Annotated in this window: 15 protein-coding genes; 8 read left to right on the top strand and 7 right to left on the bottom strand. The window is 71.1% G+C overall.

From position 1 onward, the window contains the following. Positions 1 to 80 precede the first annotated feature (80 nt). The 4 genes from ACFYO9_RS07180 (at position 81) to ACFYO9_RS07165 (ending at position 5,036) form a co-directional block, all read left to right on the top strand. Entirely contained in the window at positions 81 to 1,241 is a 1,161-nt protein-coding gene (locus ACFYO9_RS07180) for an ROK family transcriptional regulator (RefSeq protein ID WP_358708499.1), read from the top strand. A 128-nt stretch (positions 1,242 to 1,369) separates the two neighbouring features. After that, a complete protein-coding gene (locus ACFYO9_RS07175) occupies positions 1,370 to 2,413 on the top strand; it encodes an ABC transporter permease (protein ID WP_388666061.1) in 1,044 nt (347 codons plus the stop codon). Continuing rightward, the gene (locus tag ACFYO9_RS07170) at positions 2,410 to 3,339 is read left to right on the top strand and encodes a carbohydrate ABC transporter permease (protein WP_355806640.1); all 930 of its coding nucleotides are present in this window, start codon (positions 2,410 to 2,412) and stop codon (positions 3,337 to 3,339) included. The genes ACFYO9_RS07175 and ACFYO9_RS07170 overlap by 4 nt, the downstream gene beginning before the upstream one ends. A 65-nt stretch (positions 3,340 to 3,404) precedes the next feature. Then, a complete protein-coding gene (locus ACFYO9_RS07165; protein ID WP_358774371.1) occupies positions 3,405 to 5,036 on the top strand; it encodes an extracellular solute-binding protein in 1,632 nt (543 codons plus the stop codon). A 6-nt stretch (positions 5,037 to 5,042) separates the two neighbouring features. Here ACFYO9_RS07165 and ACFYO9_RS07160 read toward each other — a convergent pair whose 3' ends face one another. Continuing rightward, entirely contained in the window at positions 5,043 to 6,485 is a 1,443-nt protein-coding gene (locus ACFYO9_RS07160; RefSeq protein ID WP_358774373.1) for an amino acid permease, read from the bottom strand. A 147-nt stretch (positions 6,486 to 6,632) separates the two neighbouring features. After that, positions 6,633 to 7,109, bottom strand: coding sequence for a universal stress protein (locus ACFYO9_RS07155; RefSeq protein WP_355806646.1), 477 nt, complete (start codon positions 7,107 to 7,109; stop codon positions 6,633 to 6,635). Positions 7,110 to 7,265: 156 nt separating this feature from the next. Here ACFYO9_RS07155 and lysX point away from each other — a divergent pair, with 156 nt between their 5' ends. Both lysX and ACFYO9_RS07145 read left to right on the top strand, forming a co-directional pair. Then, positions 7,266 to 10,565 carry a bifunctional lysylphosphatidylglycerol synthetase/lysine--tRNA ligase LysX gene (lysX, locus tag ACFYO9_RS07150; protein WP_358774375.1) on the top strand — a complete coding sequence of 1,100 codons (3,300 nt, stop codon included), beginning with the start codon at positions 7,266 to 7,268 and terminating at the stop codon, positions 10,563 to 10,565. Between the two features lie 70 nt (positions 10,566 to 10,635). Then, on the top strand, positions 10,636 to 11,484 hold the full coding sequence (locus tag ACFYO9_RS07145) for a polysaccharide deacetylase family protein (RefSeq protein WP_355806649.1): 849 nt from the start codon (positions 10,636 to 10,638) through the stop codon (positions 11,482 to 11,484). 51 nt (positions 11,485 to 11,535) lie between these two features. Here ACFYO9_RS07145 and ACFYO9_RS07140 read toward each other — a convergent pair whose 3' ends face one another. After that, complete coding sequence (locus ACFYO9_RS07140) at positions 11,536 to 12,216, bottom strand: class F sortase (RefSeq protein WP_355806650.1); 681 nt, start codon at positions 12,214 to 12,216, stop codon at positions 11,536 to 11,538. A gap of 348 nt (positions 12,217 to 12,564) precedes the next feature. Between ACFYO9_RS07140 and ACFYO9_RS07135 the strand changes: the two genes are divergently transcribed. Next, a complete protein-coding gene (locus ACFYO9_RS07135) occupies positions 12,565 to 13,056 on the top strand; it encodes a hypothetical protein (RefSeq protein WP_355807201.1) in 492 nt (163 codons plus the stop codon). 122 nt (positions 13,057 to 13,178) lie between these two features. On the opposite strand, the gene ACFYO9_RS07130 is transcribed toward ACFYO9_RS07135, so the two are convergent. The 4 genes from ACFYO9_RS07130 to ACFYO9_RS07115 all read right to left on the bottom strand — a co-directional run bounded on the left by ACFYO9_RS07130 (position 13,179) and on the right by ACFYO9_RS07115 (position 16,359). Continuing rightward, positions 13,179 to 13,736, bottom strand: a complete 558-nt coding sequence (locus ACFYO9_RS07130; protein ID WP_355806652.1) for a hypothetical protein — start codon at positions 13,734 to 13,736, stop codon at positions 13,179 to 13,181. 223 nt (positions 13,737 to 13,959) lie between these two features. Further along, positions 13,960 to 15,306, bottom strand: a complete 1,347-nt coding sequence (locus ACFYO9_RS07125) for an alpha/beta hydrolase-fold protein (protein ID WP_355806654.1) — start codon at positions 15,304 to 15,306, stop codon at positions 13,960 to 13,962. A 144-nt stretch (positions 15,307 to 15,450) separates the two neighbouring features. Next, the gene (locus tag ACFYO9_RS07120) at positions 15,451 to 16,215 is read right to left on the bottom strand and encodes a hypothetical protein (protein WP_355806656.1); all 765 of its coding nucleotides are present in this window, start codon (positions 16,213 to 16,215) and stop codon (positions 15,451 to 15,453) included. 15 nt (positions 16,216 to 16,230) lie between these two features. Further along, the gene (locus ACFYO9_RS07115; RefSeq protein ID WP_355806658.1) at positions 16,231 to 16,359 is read right to left on the bottom strand and encodes a hypothetical protein; all 129 of its coding nucleotides are present in this window, start codon (positions 16,357 to 16,359) and stop codon (positions 16,231 to 16,233) included. 755 nt (positions 16,360 to 17,114) lie between these two features. Between ACFYO9_RS07115 and ACFYO9_RS07110 the strand changes: the two genes are divergently transcribed. Continuing rightward, positions 17,115 to 18,107 carry an SCO0930 family lipoprotein gene (locus tag ACFYO9_RS07110; protein WP_358774377.1) on the top strand — a complete coding sequence of 331 codons (993 nt, stop codon included), beginning with the start codon at positions 17,115 to 17,117 and terminating at the stop codon, positions 18,105 to 18,107. Positions 18,108 to 18,120: the final 13 nt, after the last annotated feature.

The raw sequence follows: 18,120 nt of genomic DNA, 5'->3' as shown, positions 1-18,120 counted from the left end.
CGCGGTTTGTTAGGTAAGTTTCTCAATCGCTCCGGGTCACCCTGAGAGCAACCGATCTTGCTGTCAAGGGGGAGGGACCCATGAGCGGCGACCCGTTGAGTGGTGATCCGTCGTTGCTGCGGCGGCTGAACGCAGCGGCCGCGCTGCGCGTGCTGCGCGAGCGCGACGAGATCACCGTGCCGGAACTGGCCGCCCTGATCGGCGTGTCACGGCCGACGGCCCAGGACCTCACGGCCCAACTCCTGCGCCAGGGGCGGCTGGTCGAGCTGAGCCCCGGCAGCGGCGGCGTCGGCCGCCCGGCCCGCAGGTTCCGGTTCCGCGCCGAGGCGGGCCACGTCCTCGGTGTGGACATCGGCGCGCACAAGATCCTGGTGATCGCCGCCGACCTGCTCGGTCGCACGGTCGCCGCCCAGCGCGTCGCCGTCACGCCCGAACTCGGCGCACGCGACCGGCTCGACGCCGTGCGCACCGCCATCGCCGGCTGCCTGGCCAGGCCCGAGGCGGCCGAGGTGCGCCCGCTCGCCACCGGCGTCGGCACCAGCGGCATGGTCGACACCGAGGGCCGGGTCGCGGTGAGCGACTCGCTGCCCGGGTGGACCGGGATGAACCTGGCCGAGGAGCTCGCCGGCACCGTCGGCGGGCCGGTGGTCGTCGGCAACGACATCCAGCTGGCCACCCTCGCCGAGTGCGCGGGCGGCGTCAGCGTCGCGGTGCGCGACTGCGTCTACCTGTACGTCGGCAACCGCCTCGGCATCGGTCTGTGGCTGCGCGGAGAACTGCACCGCGGCCGGCACGGCGCGGCGGGCGAAATGGTCGCGGGCGACGGGTGGGAACGCTCCTACCAGCGGCTTCTCGACTGGTTCGCCGGGCACCAGGGCGCGGAGCGGCCCACCAGGGAGAACGCCGCACGCGCCGTCGTCACGGCCGCCGCGGCCGGCGACGGCGGCGCCCGCTACACCCTGCGCGCCTTCGCCGAGTGCCTGGCCGACAGCCTCACCCGGCACGTCGCCGTGCTCGATCCGCGGGCCGTCGTGCTCGGCGGCGGCATCTCCCGCGCGGGCACCCTGCTGAGCGAGCCGTTCGCGCGCCGGCTCGCCGAGAACTGCCCGTACGCACCCGAGGTGCTCACCTCCGAGCTCGGTGAGGAATCGACCGCAATCGGGGCAGCCCGCCTCGCACTGGACCAGCTGGAACAGATGGAGCAGACCGAACGCGCCGCGCAGAAAAGTCCAACCCCTTAAATCCCGCAGGTGGTTGACGGGCGCGAGAAGCCCTTCCATGATGTGGCTCACTTTCGGCAAGTTGGCTTCTTAATTGGATCCGTCCGAGGGCGGACGAGAAGCCGTTGCCGGTGCCACCCCATGCCGTCATGCCGTCAGGCCAGGGAGAACGTGTGACATCCCCTGCAACGCGACGCAGGCCACAGGCCGCGTCACCACCCGCGTCCGCGTCGAGTCCGACGTCCAAGTCGCCCGCCGGGAAACCGGATCCGAAGCTGCGGCTGCGCGCCCCGCTCCGGGTCCGGCTGCGCAACAACTGGGTGATGCTCGCCCTGATGGCCCCGGGCGTGCTGTTCTTCATCGGGTTCTTCTACGTGCCGATGCTGGGCAACGTCATCGCCTTCCAGGACTACCAGCCCTTCATCGGCTTCAAGGAAAGCCCGCTGGTCGGCCTCGCCAACTTCCAGGAGCTGTTCGCCGACCCGGCGTTCTGGGAGTCGGTCCGCAACACCCTGGCCTTCGCCGCGCTCCAGCTGATCTTCTTCTTCCCGGCGCCGCTCGCCCTCGCGCTGCTGATCAACAGCCTGGTCAGCCCGCGCGTCAAGAAGTTCGTCCAGTCCATCGTGTATCTGCCGCACTTCATCTCGTGGGTCCTGGTCGTCGCGCTCTTCCAGCAAGTCCTCGGCGGCGCGGGGCTGTTCAGCAACTACCTGCGCGATCACGGCATGTCGCCGCTGGACGTGATGAGCGACCCCAGCACCTTCCCGCTCCTCATCACCGGCCAGGTGATCTGGAAGGACATCGGCTGGGGAATGATCATTTACCTGGCGGCGCTCGCCAGTGTCGACCAGAGCCTGTACGAGTCGGCCGCCGTCGACGGCGCCGGACGCTGGCGCCGGATGTGGCACGTCACGCTGCCCGCCGTCCGCGGCGTGACGATCATGCTGCTCGTGCTCCGCCTCGGCGACGTGCTCTCCGTCGGCTTCGAGCAGTTCCTGCTCCAGCGCGACGCCGTCGGCGCCCGCGCCGCGGAGGTCCTCGACACGTACGTCTACTACCACGGCGTCGTCTACGGCGACTGGGGCGTCGGCGCCGCTGCGGGCCTGGTCAAGGGCGTCATCGGGGCCGTGATGATCTGGGGCGCCAACAAGGTCGCCCACGCCTTCGGAGAGCACGGGGTGTACAGCAAATGAGCAGCTTCGGATTCCCCCTGCGCACCCAGGGCCGGCGGATACGCGAGGAGCGCCCGGCCTGGGAGGAGCCACCGACGAAGATCGGCTCGGCCGCCAAGGCCGTGGTCATCACGGTCATCTGCGCCGTGATGGTCCTGCCCTTCCTCACGGTGCTCTCCACCAGCCTCGCCTCCCGCAAGGAGATCACCGAGTCCGGCGGCTTCGTCCTCTTCCCCACCGAGCCCACCCTGGAGGCGTACCGCACGATCCTGTCCGGCGGCATCGTGAGCCGCGCGGTGATCGTCAGCGTCCTGATCACCGTGGTCGGCACGGCACTCTCGCTCCTGACGACGATCGGCCTCGCGTACGCCCTGAGCAAGCGCGGCGTCCCGGGCAGCAAGCCGATCCTGCTGATGGTCCTCTTCACGCTGCTCTTCGCGCCCGGCATGGTCCCGATGTACGTGGTCGTCAAGGAGCTCGGACTCCTCGACTCCTACTGGTCGTTGATCCTCCCCGTGCTGATCAACGCGTTCAACCTCGTCGTCCTGCGGGCGTTCTTCATGAACATCCCCGAGGAGCTCTACCAGGCGGCCCGCATCGACGGCGCGGGGGACTGGCGGATCCTCACCCGCATCGTGCTGCCGCTCTCCAAGGGTGTCGTCGCCGTCGTCGGCCTCTTCTACGCGGTGACGTACTGGAACGCGTTCTTCAACGCGATGCTGTACCTCAACGACTCCGGCAAGTGGCCGATCCAGCTGGTCCTGCGCACCTACGTCGTGCAGAACAAGTCGATGACGAGCGACCAGCTCGGCATCGCCCACATGCCGCCGCAGCAGTCGCTGTCCATGGCCGTCGTCATGCTCGCGCTGCTGCCGATCCTCGCGCTCTTCCCGTTCCTGCAGAAGTACTTCACCAAGGGCGTGCTCACCGGCGCCATCAAGGGCTGACCACCCGCCCGCGCCGCCCCCCTTCCCCACCCGAGACCTCATCCGCGGAGATTCCCATGCCAGGCATGTCCCGACGCACCTTTCTGAGTCTGTCCACCGCCGTCGCCGCGGGCGCGGCCGCCACCTCCCTGACCGGGTGCGGCTCGTCCGCGAAGAAGACGGGCGAGGCGGCGTCGTCCAAGGTGAAGCTGCCGACGCACGTCCCCTTCGACAAGATCGAGCCGGACCTCGCCCCGAACGCGCGCGGCCTCTCCGCGGGTTTCCTCTCCTACCCCAAGGAGCTGGTCCGCAGCGTCGCCAAGACCCCCGGCGACGGCTCGAAGATCACCATGCTCACGGAGATCTGGACCCAGCCGCCCACCCCCAAGGGCTCGAACGGGTACTGGAAGAGGCTCGACAAGGAACTCGGCGTCGACCTGACCGCCGTCCTCGGCACCGACCCCGGCTACGAGGAGAAGTTCTCCGCGACCATCGCGGGCGGCGACCTGCCCGACCTGCTCTGGATACCTCCCAACCAGGGCATCCAGCACGTCGCCGAGCTCCTTGAGGCCAAGTGCGCGGACATCACCGAGTACGTCTCGGGCGACGCGGTGAAGAGGTACCCGAACCTCGCCGCGATGACCCCGGCGCACTGGAAGACGGCCGTCGTCAACGGCAAGATCTGGGGCGCCCCCGTGCCCTACCCGGCGTTCGGCCAGGTCTACGCCGGCAACCCGAAGGTCTGGGCGAAGGCCGACGGCCTCCAGGCGAGCGGCCCCGATGAGTTCCTCGCCAAGTGCAAGGAGGTCACCGGCGGCAAGACCTGGGCCCTCGAACCGATCTACGTCAACGCCGCGAGCGTGCTGAGCCAGTGTTTCGGCGCACCGAACAAGTGGCGGCAGAACAAGGACGGCTCCCTGACCTGGTTCCAGGACACCGAGGAGTACGAGGAGACGCTCAACTTCGTCCTGAAGCTGAAGAAGGCGGGCGTCTTCTACCCGGGCAACCCCAAGATGGCCGACGCGTACATCAAGATGGCGCAGGGCACCATCGGCGCCACGGTGCACGCCAACCCGTACAACGCGCGGCAGGAGATCCGCGTCCAGGACCCGGGTCTCGCCACCGAGATCATGATCCCGTTCGCCGCCGGCGGCAACAAGCCCAACCACCACTACCACCTGGGCACCATCGGCTACACCGCCATCAAGAAGGGCGACGAGAAGCGGGTGCGGATGCTGCTCCGCGTCCTCGACTACCTGGCGGCGCCGTTCGGCTCCAAGGAGCGCGAGTTCCTGGAGTACGGCGTCGAGGGCGACGACTTCACCTACGACAAGCACGGCTTCCCCGACCGCACCAAGCAGGGCAAGCAGCAGGTCGAGGGGCTCTACAGCGGTCTGGCGACGGCGACGACCTCGCCGTTCGCCCTCATCGCCTCCAGCTTCCCGGGCACCGAGCGGGCCAGGGACGTCAAGGACGTGTACGCGGCCGAGCAGAAGCTGATGAAGACCGCCGTGCGCAATCCGACGGTCGGCCACTACTCGGACGCGTACACCCAGCACTACGGGCGCATGTCGACCGAGGCGACGGACCTGGTCAACGACATCGTCAGCGGACGCAAGAAGATCGGTGAGTGGAAGCCGTTCTGGGCCGAGTGGAAGAACAAGGGCCTGGAGCAGATGGCCCGGGAGTTCCAGAAGTCGATCGAGCAGAGCGCCTGACGGGCGTCACCCGCCCGTCTTACCGTCCGTGGCCCGGTCCGCCTTCGCCAGCTCGGAGTTGCGGTACGAGTAGCCGAAGTACACGACGAGGCCGATCACGAACCACACGGCGAACCGCACCCAGGTCTGCCACTCCAGGAACGTGATCAGCCAGATGGAAAAGATGACCCCGAGCGCCGGCACCACGGGCATCCCGGGGCAGCGGAAGGTGCGCGGCAGCTCGGGCTGCTTGTAGCGCAGCACGATCACCGCGACGCACACCACGACGAACGCCAGCAGGATGCCGATGTTGGTCAGCTCGGCCGCCTCGCCGATCGGCAGGAACCCGGCGATGGCGGCCGACGCGAAGCCGACGATCCACGTCACGCGCGTCGGCACGTGGCGCGTCGGGTGCGTCTTCGCGAACCACTTGGGCAGCAGCCCGTCGCGGCTCATGGAGAACCACACGCGCGTGACGCCCAGCATGAAGGTGAACATCACGGTGAGGATGCCGATGATCGCGCCGACGGCGATGACGTCGGCGAGCCCGCCGAGCCCGACGGACTTGAAGGCGGTGGAGAAGCCGCTCTCCGGGTCGATGTCCTTGTAGCCCTGCATGCCGGTGAGGACCAGGCAGGCCAGGACGTAGAGCACCATCGAGATGGCGAGGGAGTAGAGGATCGCCTTCGGCATGTGGCGCTGGGCGTCCTTGGACTCCTCGGCGGCGGTGCTCATCGCGTCGTACCCGAAGACGGCGAAGAAGACGGTCGCCGCACCCGTGAACGCGCCGCTGACGCCGAAGGGGAAGAACGGCTCGTAGTTGCCGGTGTTGACGTGGAAGAACCCGACGCCGATCACCACGAGGACGACGAGCACCTTCAGGACCACGACGACCATCTCGAAGCGCGCCGCGTTCTTGATGCCGAGCGTGAGCAGGTAGGCGATGAGCAGACAGAGCACCGCGGCGAACAGGTCGACCTTGTGGCCGTCCCCCGTGCCGGGCGCGCCCAGCATCCACTTCGGCAGCTCGGCGCCCATCTCGTTGAGCAGGAAGTTGAAGTAGCCGGAGATGCCGATCGCGACCACCGCCACGATCGCCGTGTACTCCAGGAGCAGGTCCCAGCCGATGAACCACCCGGTGAGCTCGCCGAGCACCACATAGCCGTACGTGTACGCCGAGCCGGCCTTCGGGATGAGCCCCGCGAACTCGGCGTAGGAGAACGCCGCCGCCGCGCTCGCCACCCCCGCGATGAGGAACGAGATCAGGACCGCGGGCCCCGCCTTCTCGTTGGCGACGGTGCCCGCGAGCGTGAAGATGCCGGCGCCGATGATGCCGCCGACGCCGATCGCGGTGAGCTGCCAGAGACCGAGGGAGCGGGTGAGTCCGCCGCCCGCCCCCGCCTCGGTCTCGTCGATGTGTCCGATGGGCTTGCGGCGCAGTACGCCCTGTCCCATCCGGAGTCCCGGCATGAGCTCCACCTCTTCGCTGACGGCAGTCGGCTGATGGCGGATCATGATGGCCCAGCCCGGGCCGGGACGGAAGACGCCACACCTCGGGCGTCCGAGAGGTTCTCGCGGACGGGGCCATTCAGCGCACGGCCGCCGGGTGCCGTGCCCCTACGGCACCACGGTGACCGGCCACCGTCCCGCCTTCACCAGTCGGATGGCGACGGAGCCGACGATGCGGTGGCCCGCCTGCTCGGAGGCGCCGACGACGACGGCGTCCGCCTTCAGGTCGTCGGCCGCCGTGACCAGACCCGTGTAGGGATCGCCGCGCAGGGTGTGGAACTCCCACCGGACGTCGAATATGCCCTTGACACGCTCGGTGGCGGTCCGGATCTCCGCGATCAGTCCCTCGGCGATCTGATCGGTGGTCTCGGCGACCGGGGCGCCGAACGCGGCGCCCGCGGCGAGCACCGGCTGGATGTACACGACGGCGAGCAGGGCCCGCTGCCGCCGCGCCAGGCCGCCGGCGTACGCCGCCGCCCGCAGCGACGAATCGGAGCCGTCGACCCCGACGACGATCACCTTGGGGCCGTCGGTGCCGCGTTCGAACTGCTGGGACTCGAACTGCTGGGACTCATCTGCGCTCACGCCGAGAGGTTAGCGGAGGCGGTCATACCGCCTGCTCGCCGGGCCGCCCACCCGGCCCGTCCTCCTTGCCCCCCACCCGTTCCGCCCGGGGCGCCCCGTGCCCCGTACCGCCCCGCTCGACGCGCGCGGCGGCCCACCTCTTCCTAGAGTCGTGCCATGACGGTCAGCACGGAGGAACCCGAGGCCACCGGGCGGATCCGGGCACGGAACGGCCTCCTCGGCCGGGTCCCGGAGGGGTTCGCGACCTTCTTCGGCGTCCTCGGCGTCTTCTGCGCGGTCCTCGCGGTGATCTCCCCGCTGCGCCGGCTGCTCCTGCCGGTCATCCGCGTCCTCGACCTCGTCACGGTCCCGGTCAGCGCCAACCTCGCGTACGCCGTCTTCCTCTTCCTGCTCGCCGCCGCGACCGCCGCCCGCAAGAAGGTGGCCTGGTGGCTCGTCGTGATCTACCTGGGCCTGCTCCTCGCCTTCGACGTGCTCGGCGCCGCGCTCGGCTTCTGGGCCGAGTCGCTGCCCTCCTTCGTCGTCTGCTCCCTCGCCTTCGTGCTGCTCATCCTGGCCCGCAAGGAATTCTCCGCGGACTCCCGGCGCGGCGCGGTGCGGCGGGCCGTCGCGGTGCTCGCCGCCGGACTGGTCGTCGCGATCCTGCTGGGCTGGGGTCTCGTCGAGCTGTTCCCCGGCACGCTGGTGCGCGGGGAGCGGCTGCTCTGGGCGGCGAACCGCGTCTGCGGCGGGCTGATCCACGGCGGCGACTACTTCGACGGCGCCCCGCCGCGCGGCCTGTACTTCTGGCTCGGCCTGTTCGGCGCCCTCGCCCTGCTGAACGCCGCCGCCACGCTCTTCCGCTCCCAGCGCATGGAAGCGGCCCTGCACGGCGACGAGGAGCCCCGGATCCGGGCGCTCCTCGGGACGTACGGGGCGCAGGACTCGCTCGGCTACTTCGCCACCCGGCGCGACAAGGCCGTCGTCTTCTCGCCCAGCGGCAAGGCCGCCGTCACCTACCGCGTCGAGGCCGGCGTCTGCCTGGCCAGCGGCGACCCCGTGGGCGACCGCGAGGCCTGGCCGCACGCCATCGGCGCCTGGCTCGACGTGGCCCGGCGCTACGCCTGGCAGCCCGCCGTGATGGGCGCGTCCGAGGACGGCGCCACCGCATACGCCCGCGCCGGGCTCGGCGCGCTGCAACTCGGCGACGAGGCGATCCTGCACGTCGCCGGCTTCGACCTGGACGGCCGCGACATGCGCGTCACCCGGCAGGCCGTGAACCGGGTGCGCCGCTCCGGGGCGAGCGCCCGGGTCCGCCGCCACTCCACCCTCTCCGACGCGGAGATGGAGGAGATCATCGACAAGGCCGACGCCTGGCGGGACACCGAGACCGAGCGCGGCTTCTCCATGGCCCTGGACCGGCTCGGCGACCCCGAGGACGGCGGCTGCCTCCTCGTCGAGGCCCTCGGTGCCGACGGCAAGCTCCTCGCGCTGCTCTCCCTCGTCCCGTGGGGCAGGGACGGCGTTTCCCTGGACCTGATGCGGCGCGACCGCACCGCGCCGAACGGTGTCATGGAGTTCATGGTCGCCGAACTGTGCGCCGCCGCGCCCAAGTTCGGCGTGCGCCGCATCTCCCTGAACTTCGCGGTCTTCCGCTCGGTCTTCGAGGAGGGCGGCCGCATCGGCGCGGGGCCCGTCCTGCGGCTGTGGCGCAAGCTGCTCCTGTTCTTCTCCAAGTGGTGGCAGCTGGAGGCGCTCTACCGCTCCAACGCCAAGTACCACCCCGAGTGGTACCCGCGGTTCATCTGCTACGGCGACAGCGGCGCCCTCGCCCGCATCAGCCTGGCCTCGGGCATCGCCGAGGGCTTCGTCTCCGTGCCGTCCCTGCGCAAGCTCTGGGGCAAGGGCCACAAGCCCCGGGGCGTCAACCGGCCCACGACCACCGAGGGCCTCCCCTCCATCGCCGCGCTCGGCCTGGCCGGCCAGGGCGGGGCCACCGACGCCGACGCCGCGTCGAGGCTCCCCGAGCAGATCCGCATCCGCCACCGCAAACTCGACCGGCTGCGGGCCGAAGGAGTCGACCCCTACCCAGTGGGACTGCCACCGCGCAGCCACGAACTGGCGCACATTACACGGCAGCTGACGGGGCGCCAGGTGACCGTGGCGGGGCGCGTCATGCTCGTACGGGACTTCGGCGGCATCGTCTTCGCGGTGCTGCGCGACTGGTCGGGCGACCTCCAGCTGGCGCTGGCCCGCGACGCCTCGGGCGCCGACGTCCTGGACCGCTTCACCGCCGCCACCGACATCGGCGACCACATCACCGCGACCGGCACGGTCGGCACCAGCGACCGGGGCGAGCTGACCGTCTTCGTCACCGACTGGCGGCTCACCGGCAAGTGCCTGCGCCCGCTCCCCGACAAGCGCCGCGGCCTGACCGACCCCGAGGCCAAGGTCCGCCGCCGCTATCTCGACCTGGTCGCGAGCCCCGGCGCGCGGGACGTGGTGCGGGCCCGCTCCACCGCCGTCCAGGCACTGCGCCAGGGCCTGCTGGAGCGCGGCTACCTGGAGGTCGAGACGCCGATGCTCCAGCAGATCCACGGCGGCGCCAACGCCCGCCCCTTCACCACCCACATCAACGCCTACGACCTCGACCTGTACCTGCGCATCGCCCCCGAGCTCTATCTGAAGCGGCTCTGCGTCGGCGGCATGGAGAAGGTCTTCGAGATGGGCCGCACCTTCCGCAACGAGGGCGTCTCCTACAAGCACAACCCCGAGTTCACCATGCTGGAGGCCTACCAGGCCTTCGCCGACTACGACGTGATGCTCGACCTCACCCGCGAGCTCATCCAGGGCGCGGCGACCGCCGCGTTCGGCTCACCCGTCGCCCGCAAGGCCGACGCCGCGGGACGGCTCGTCGAGCACGACATCTCCGGGCCCTGGCCGGTCAAGACCGTGTACGGCGCGATCTCCGAGGCGCTCGGCGAGGAGGTCGACGCGGACACCCCGCTGGAGGGCCTGCAACGGCACTGCGACCGCGCCGCCGTCCCGTACACGGCGGACGACGGCCGCGGCGACGTCGTCCTGGAGATGTACGAGCGGCTCGTCGAGGAGAAGACGACGCTGCCCACCTTCTACAAGGACTTCCCGACCGACGTCTCGCCGCTCACCCGCCAGCACCGCACCGACCCCCGCCTCGCCGAACGCTGGGACCTGGTCGCCTTCGGCACGGAACTGGGCACCGCCTACTCCGAGTTGACCGACCCCGTGGAGCAGCGCCGGCGCCTCACCGCACAGTCGCTCCTGGCCGCGGGGGGCGACCCCGAGGCCATGGAGCTCGACGAGGACTTCCTGGACGCCCTGGAGTACGCGATGCCGCCCACCGGGGGACTCGGCATCGGCGTCGACCGGCTCGTCATGTTCCTCACCGGCCTGACCATCCGGGAGACCCTGCCCTTCCCCCTGGTCCGCCGCGTCTGAACGGGTGCTTTCGGGGGCCGCCCCGGTGTTGATGTGGGGCGCGGGCCTCCGGCCGTGCCACGGATTAGTCATGAAAGACGATCAGCTGACACCAGGGCGCCGGATTCTGCTCCGTACCGCCGCCGTCCTCGGGCTCGGCGCGGCCGCCGCGGGATGCGGCAGCACGGACCGGCCGCCCGCCCCGGGCCCCTCCGCCTCCGAAGGCGGCCCTGCCGGGGGCCCGCAGGCGGCGCGAGCGCGCAAGCCCTCCGCGTACCGTCTGCAGCCCATGGCGGGGTACGGCCCGGCGCGCTCCCGGCGGGCCCTGCCCCACGTGCGCAAGGCCCCCATCCTGCGGATGCCGGGACGGGACCGGTCGATGGTGCTGACCTTCGACGACGGGCCCGACCCGCGCTACACCCCGCGCATCCTGCGGACGCTGCGCAAACACGACGTCCGCGCGGTGTTCTTCGTCTGCGGCGAGATGGCCGTCGACAACAAGGACCTGCTGCGCGAGATGGCCGACGACGGGCACCTGATCGGCAACCACACCTGGACCCACCCGCTGCTGACGCGGATGAGCCGGGCGGCGATGCGCGACGAGATCGAGCGCACCAGCGACGTCATCGAGGACGTGACCGGCGACGTCCCCACCTGGTTCCGGGCGCCCTACGGGGCGTGGAACCGCAACGCCTTCCAGATCGGGGCCGCCCTCGGCATGGAGCCGCTGGCCTGGACCGTGGACACCCTCGACTGGACCGAGCCCGGTGCGAAGACCATCGTGCGGCGCGTGCACGCGGGCGCGGGACCGGGCGTCGTCGTCCTCTCGCACGACGCGGGCGGCGACCGCTCGGGCAGCGTCGAGGCCCTGCGCAGCTATCTGCCGCAGCTCCTCGACTCCGGCTACCGCATCACGCTCCCGCATCCCCACTTCACCTGAGACGCCGCCAGGACCCCGGTGGTGGGACCGCCCGCCCGCCTGGTGCCCGTGTCAGCGCACGGCGACCAGACGGGCGAAGACCACGACGTTCCCGTCGTACCCGGCCTGCTTGGAGAAGCCGCCGCCGCAGGTGATGACGCGCAGTTCGGGGGTGCCGCTGTTGCCGTAGACGCGCTCGCCGGGGAAGTCGGCCTTGTCGAACACCTCGACGCCGTAGACCTTGAAGATCGCCGTCTTCTTGTCCTGGCGCCTGACCTCGACGTGGTTGCCCTTCTTCAGCGAACCCAGGCCGTAGAAGACGGCGGGGCCGCGCTGGTTGTCGACGTGGCCGACGACCACGGCCGTGCCCTTCTCGCCGGGGGAGACGGCGCCGGTGAACCAGCCCGCGAGGTTGGAGTCGTCCGGCGGAGGCGCGTCCACCCAGCCCTCGGAGTCGAGCCCCACCTGGGTGACCGGCGCGTCCACCTGGATGCCCTTGATGCGCACGCGCTCGGCCGGCGAGTACGCCAGGGGCGCCGGAGCGCCGGGGACCGCGTCGGGCGTGCGGTCGGCGGCGGCCGCGGAGGCGGGCTGCGGCGGGCCCACGTCGAACTCCCCGGAGCCGTTGCGGATCAGCGCGAGGCCGGTCAGCAGGACGAGCGCCATGGCGCCCCACGGGGCGCGCTTCCTCGGCTTCTCGTCCTCCCGGGCATCCTGGAACTCGAAATCGTCGGCCGGATGGGACGAAGGCATTCTCTATCCCCTCTCAACGCGGCAGGCGTGCCGCGTCCGTTGCGCGTACCAGCACGCTAAGCGCGGGGCGCGCGGCGTGCGAAAGGGCGGGAGCGAACGGGTGGCGCGGGGACCGGGGTGCGCCATCCGAGTCGCGCCCGGCAGGAAATTTCTGACGGTCCGTGACCTGCGGTGATGTCGGGTTGCGCGGACGCGCCCCGGCGTGTCGTCTCACCAGGACGGCCGATCGCCGACATGCGGCCCCGCGCACCGCGTCTGAGGGTCAGTCTGGGAGGCGCTCTCGCCGATCGACCGGGGACGGTATCCCCGGGGCGTCTTCCGCGGAGGATTGCCATGCGTACATCCCGTATGCGGACCACTCGTGCCCTCGCGGTCGCCGCCGCGGCCGTCGGGGTCGTCGGGCTCGCCGCCCCGACCGCGTCCGCCTGGGCCGACCCGACCAACATCGTGGCGATGCCCAGCGTGATCCCGAGAGGGGGTCACCTGACCGTCACCGTCGACGGGTCCTCCTGCCAGTCCGGCGGCAGGGTCACGTCACCCGCCTTCTCGGACGCCGAACTGCACTCCATCCCGGGCGGCACGTCGGCCAGCGCCACCGCGACCATCCACTCGCACGCCCGCCCCGGCGCGTACGACATCACGGCCTACTGCGGTGGCAAGAGCCTGGTCCGTCCCGCCGCCTTCACCGTCATCCACGGCGGGGTGCGCGGCGGCATCGGCGGCAGCACGCACACCGGCGCGACCGGCACCGACATGGTCATCGGCGGCGCGCTGGTCACCGCCGCGGTGGTCGGCGGCGGCGTCTTCTGGATGCGTCGCCGCGCCGAGAACAGGATCTGAGGTCCGGCCGGGCCGGTGCGTCCCCCTTCCGCCCCGAGCCCGGCGTGCCCGCACCGCGGGCGAGAGTGCGGCGCCCCCGGGATCTGGAGACGTCCCGGGGGCGAAGCGCTGCCCGGCCACGGTCAGGAGTGGTCCCCGCCGGTGCGCCGGCGCATCTTGTAGTACGCGGCGCCGAAGGTGCCCGCGATCAGGGCGCCGCCGAGGGCGATCTCGTGCAGGTCGAAGCCGCCGAAGCTGCCGCCGGTGCCGGCCTTGACGCCCTTGTGGGCGTGGTGGTCGGGGCGGTCGGGCCGGTCGGGGTGGTGGCTGTTGTGGTCGGGGCGCCCGGTGGCGATGGTGAGGTCGGTCTTGTCGCTGCCGGGGTTGCTGCCGTTGCAGGTGAACGTCACCTCGTACATCGCGCCCGGCTTGGCGTCCCAGAACACCTGGGCGGTGGCGGACTTCTGGCCCTTGTGGATCGTGGTGTCCTCGAAGACGCCGGAGGTCACCTTGGTCTCGCCGTCGCAGCCGTCGACGTTGAGGGTGACCTGGCCGCCCGCGGCGACCGTGCTGGGGGAGACGCTGAAGCCGAACGCGGTCACGTTCTCCTCGCCGAGGGCGGCCGCGGACGCGGTCGGGGCCGTCACGGCGAGTGCGGAAGCGGTGAGCAGAGCGGCCGAAGCGACGCGTATCGCGCGCATGGTGGATCCTCCGGGTCCCCGAGGAGCAGCTGCGGACTCTTCTTCCGCTGATGTCTTGAATGCACCTCGATGCCCGAAACGCTAAATTCGGTCCCCGGTGGCCGCGATCCCTGTCGGGCAAACGGGGCATATGGGTGGGCCGGTCGGGCGAACTCGGCGGCGTGGCTCCATGGGCGGCACCCCGGGCCGTGCGAAGGCGCCAGGGCGTGCGGCCGCCGGGGGGTCAGGGCGTCAGGCCGGTCCGCGACGCCAGCCACGGGAGCTGTTTCTCCAGCCCCGGTCGCCACACCTGCCAGCTGTGCCCGCCCGGCAGCTGGACCAGCTCGACCTTCATGCCGGCTTTCTTCGCCGCGGCGTAGACCTTCAGCGCCTGCGGCCGGTACGTCGAGTCGTCGGTCCCGGCGACGATCGCCCCGAAGGTGTCCGGGAACGTCCGCCGCGCCATCACGTCCACCGGGTTGACCTTCTCGAACGCCGCCTCGTCCCCGCCGAACGCCGCGTCGACGGTCTTCTTGCGGCTCCCGAGCGTCGGCTCGTCCTGGCCGGAGATGTCGAGGAAGGTGCCGTAGCGGTGAGGCGCGTTGACGGCCAGCTGCAGGGCGCAGGTGCCGCCGTTGGAGAGCCCGGCGATCGCCCACTGGGAGCGGTCCGTGGCCGTCTGCAGATGGGCGGCCGCCCAGTCGGGCACGTCCTCGGCGAGATACGTCTGCACCTTGCCGAGCCGCGAGTCCATGCACAGCGGGTTGTCGAAGGGGGAGCCCAGCGGGTCGACCACCAGGACGACGGGCGCCAGACCGGCGTGCCGGGCGGCGAAGTCGTCCATCATGTCCGGCAGTTGACCCGAGGTGATCCAGTCCTGGGGGGATCCCGGCTGGCCGGCCATGAGCACCAGGACGGGCAGCGGCGGGCGGGGTGAGGTGTGGTACGCCGGGGGCAGATAGACGTACGCGTCGCGCGCCTTGAAGCCCGACTTCGTGCCCGGCACGGAGGCGGTGGACACGGTGCCCTTGGCGGGCATCCGGGCCGGCGCCCGCCACACCTCGGACAGCGCCTTGCCCGGCGGTACGTCGACCATCGGCTCCCTGCCGCCCGTGGCGTCCTTGAGGCTGACGGTGTCCTGCGGGCCGAGCATGGTCCGCGGCGTCGGGTAGTTGTCGTAGTGGATGTTCACCTCGGAGAGCCCGAGCACCACGACCAGCGCGCCCGCCACCAGGGCGCCCGCGCGCCCGCGCGGACGCAGCGTCGGCAGCCGGAAGAGGGCCAGGCACACGCCGAGGATCGCGACGCCGAGCCACACCATCACGTCGCCGGGGAGCTCGTCGGGGAACGGCTGCCACCAGTCGTCGACGGTGAGTTTGACCAGGACGGTCAGGAGCGCCGCCGTGACGACGGCGAGCGGCAGAAACCGGGTCCACCAGCGGCGGTCACGGGAGAGGAGGAGGGCGGCGAGTGCCGACGCGCCGAGGATCTGCACGACGAGCGGCACCGCCCCGTCGACCAGCGACCAGTCCAGCGGCCCGGCGGCCATCGGCACCCGCTCCACGCCCGTCCCCGTTCCGTTCGGCTCCATGTGACACGGCCCCGGGGGCCGGCCAGCAGGGCCGGCCCCCGGGGGAGCGCGTACAGAAAAACCATAACAATCGGGAGGAATCCGGCAACAGCGCACTCCGGCGACAGCGCGCTCCGACAGCAGCGCCGGCCGGATCGGCGGTCCTCAGCCCCCGAGCCCGGGGAACAGGGCGTGGAAGGGCTCGGCCGTCGCCGCGATCCCGCGGCTGTAGGGCGCGTCGAAGTCCCAGATGAGGAAGAGCAGGAAGGCGAACAGCGCGGAGAAGATGCCCGCCAGGATCAGTTCGCGGGGCGTGCGGCGGATCTGCAGGGCGAAGATCATGCCGATGGTGACGAGCCCGCCGATGATGAGGCCGAACCAGACCACCCCGGGCATGGTCGCCCCCGTACTGTCCGCGCGGGCGCTGCGCGCGTCGTCCGCGGCCGCCACCGCGTCGACGAGTGGCTGATACGCCTGCGCCTCGTAGTCCGACTTCGGCTTGTAGTCGGTCACGTCGTGGCGTACGCGGGTCAGCAGTTCCTGGCCGCTGTCGGTGAGTTCGCCCTTGTCCTTCATGGTGTCCCACTCGGTGGTGAGCACATGGCTGACATACGTGCGTACGTCGGCGCGGATCCGCTCCCTGACGTCCTCCGGGTAGACCCGAGCGCGTTCGGAGACCTCGTGCAGCGCCTGGGCTTCCAGGCGCACGTGTTCCTGCGCGGAACCCCGCGCCTCCCAGACGCCCGCGATGGCCAGGCCAAGGACGATGGCGTACACCACGCCGATCATCATCGTCATGTACTCGATGACGTCCGGGGTCTCCGACGCGTCGTAGTCCGCGCCGGTCCTGCGGTGCCGCAGCAGCGTCACGACGAGCACGACCACACAGGCGGCGGCCATCGCGAGGGTGAGAACAAGCCATTCCGACATGGAGACCTCCGGCGGTCAGCGCGGGCGCAGCGCGGCGACGGCGAGCACCGCGGGCGCCGTGATGAGCAGGGTGAGAGTGACGATGGACGGGCCGCTGCGCGGGGGGTGCCTGCGCGGCGGGGCGTGGTACGCCGGATATGACACGGACGGGTGAGACGGCGTGGGCCGCGGGGTGACGGAGGGCTTGGGCCGCGGCTTCGGCTTGACGGGCGCAGGGGGCGGTGGCGGGGGCGGCACCACAGGCCGGACGGTCGGTCGCGGCGGTGCCGGGGCGGGCGGAGGAGGGGGTGGCTGCGGAGGGCGCGGCTTCGGCGGCGGCGGAGAGGGCGGAGGCGGTGGAGGCGGGGGTGGTGGCGGTGGCGGTGTGGGTTTCGGGGGTGGCGGTTTCGGGTGTGGTGGTTTCGGGTGATGGGTGGGCCCGGCGTGGCAGTGGGCGCCGTCGCCCGAGACGGCCACCGTGCCGCCGGAGGAGCCGCCGCCCTGGTTGATCGACGCGTAGGCGCAGTTGTCGGCGGAGGCGGTGCCGACGGCCGACGAGGCACCGAGCAGCAACGCCAGTACGAGGAGCGCCAACACGCGTGTGACGAGGGGCGACAGGGCCCGCTGAGTTCGGTGCACGACGGGGAGCATGGGCCGCGGAGGGGTCCGCCACGCCGGATAACCCCTCTATTGACCCGAAGGAAGTATGCGCGCAGGCAAGGGGTTTGACGCCGCGTGACCTGTTTCGGCGGCGGATCGACCGCCGCCGAGAACGAGGGGCAACCGCGTCAAGAACGCGGATCGACCGCGTCAAGAATCTTGCGGCGCGGCTGAACGCGAAGCCCGCTCCCGCCCGTACCTAGGGCCATGTGTGACGCAATCGGGCGCCACAACACCTCTGTGGACAGTGGGAGTCAACGATGCTGCATCCAAGTGGGGGTTCCCCCCGGGCCTGGCGGAGCGCCTCGCTCGTGGCGACAGCCGCGGCCCTGCTGGCGCTGACGACGGCGTGCGGCCAGGACAAGGGCGAGCAGTCCCCGAACGGGCAGAACGTGGGCAACCAGGCGCCCGCGAAGGACAACGGCTACGGCGCGGACGACGGATACGGGTCGGACGACGGATACGGGTCGGACTCCGAAGCCGCCGGCAAGGGCGCCAAGGCGAAGTCCGCGGGGCAACTCGCGGTGTGGGACAGCAAGAAGCTGGGCAAGGTCGTCACCGACAGCGCGGGCTTCACCCTCTACCGCTTCGACAAGGACACCGCCCAGCCGCCCAAGTCCGCCTGCGCCGGCGCCTGTCTCAAGACGTGGCCCGCCGTCCCCGCCGACGGCGCCGAGGTCGCGCCCGGCGTCGACGCGTCGCTGCTCGGCGAGGTCACCACCGCCGACGGCACCAAGCAGCTCACCATCGACGGCTGGCCGATGTACCGGTACGCGCAGGACACCAAGCCCGGCGACGCCAAGGGCCAGGGTGTGGGCGGCACTTGGCATGCAGCGGCCCCCGACGGCAAGAAGGCGGCGCCCTCGGCGGCCGGTGCGGCGCCCGTCGACCCGGCCGGCCTGTCCACCCGCAAGGGCCCCGGGCTCGGCGAGATCGTCGTCGACAAGAACGGCATGACCGTCTACCGCTTCACCAAGGACTCCGCCTGGCCGATGAAGTCGGCGTGCACCGGCGCGTGCCTGAAGAAGTGGCCCGTCGTGGCGCCTGTCGCCAAGAACGACACTCGAGGAATCCTCGAGAAAGGCTTTATCGTCTTCAACCGGCCCGACGGCGAGAAGCAGCAGACGATCAACTGCTGGCCGCTGTACACCTTCGCGGGCGACAAGAAGCCCGGAGACGTCAACGGCCAAGGGGTGGGCGGCACTTGGTACGCCGCGAGTCCGCAGGGGAAACCGGTGGGGGCCGCCAAGTAGCCCGCACGGCGCG

The sequence above is a fragment of the Streptomyces sp. NPDC005863 genome, assembly GCF_042871345.1.
GTDB lineage: Bacteria > Actinomycetota > Actinomycetes > Streptomycetales > Streptomycetaceae > Streptomyces.
The sequence above is the reverse complement of the archived record's forward strand: the minus strand, read 5'-3'. Positions and strand labels throughout refer to the sequence as shown.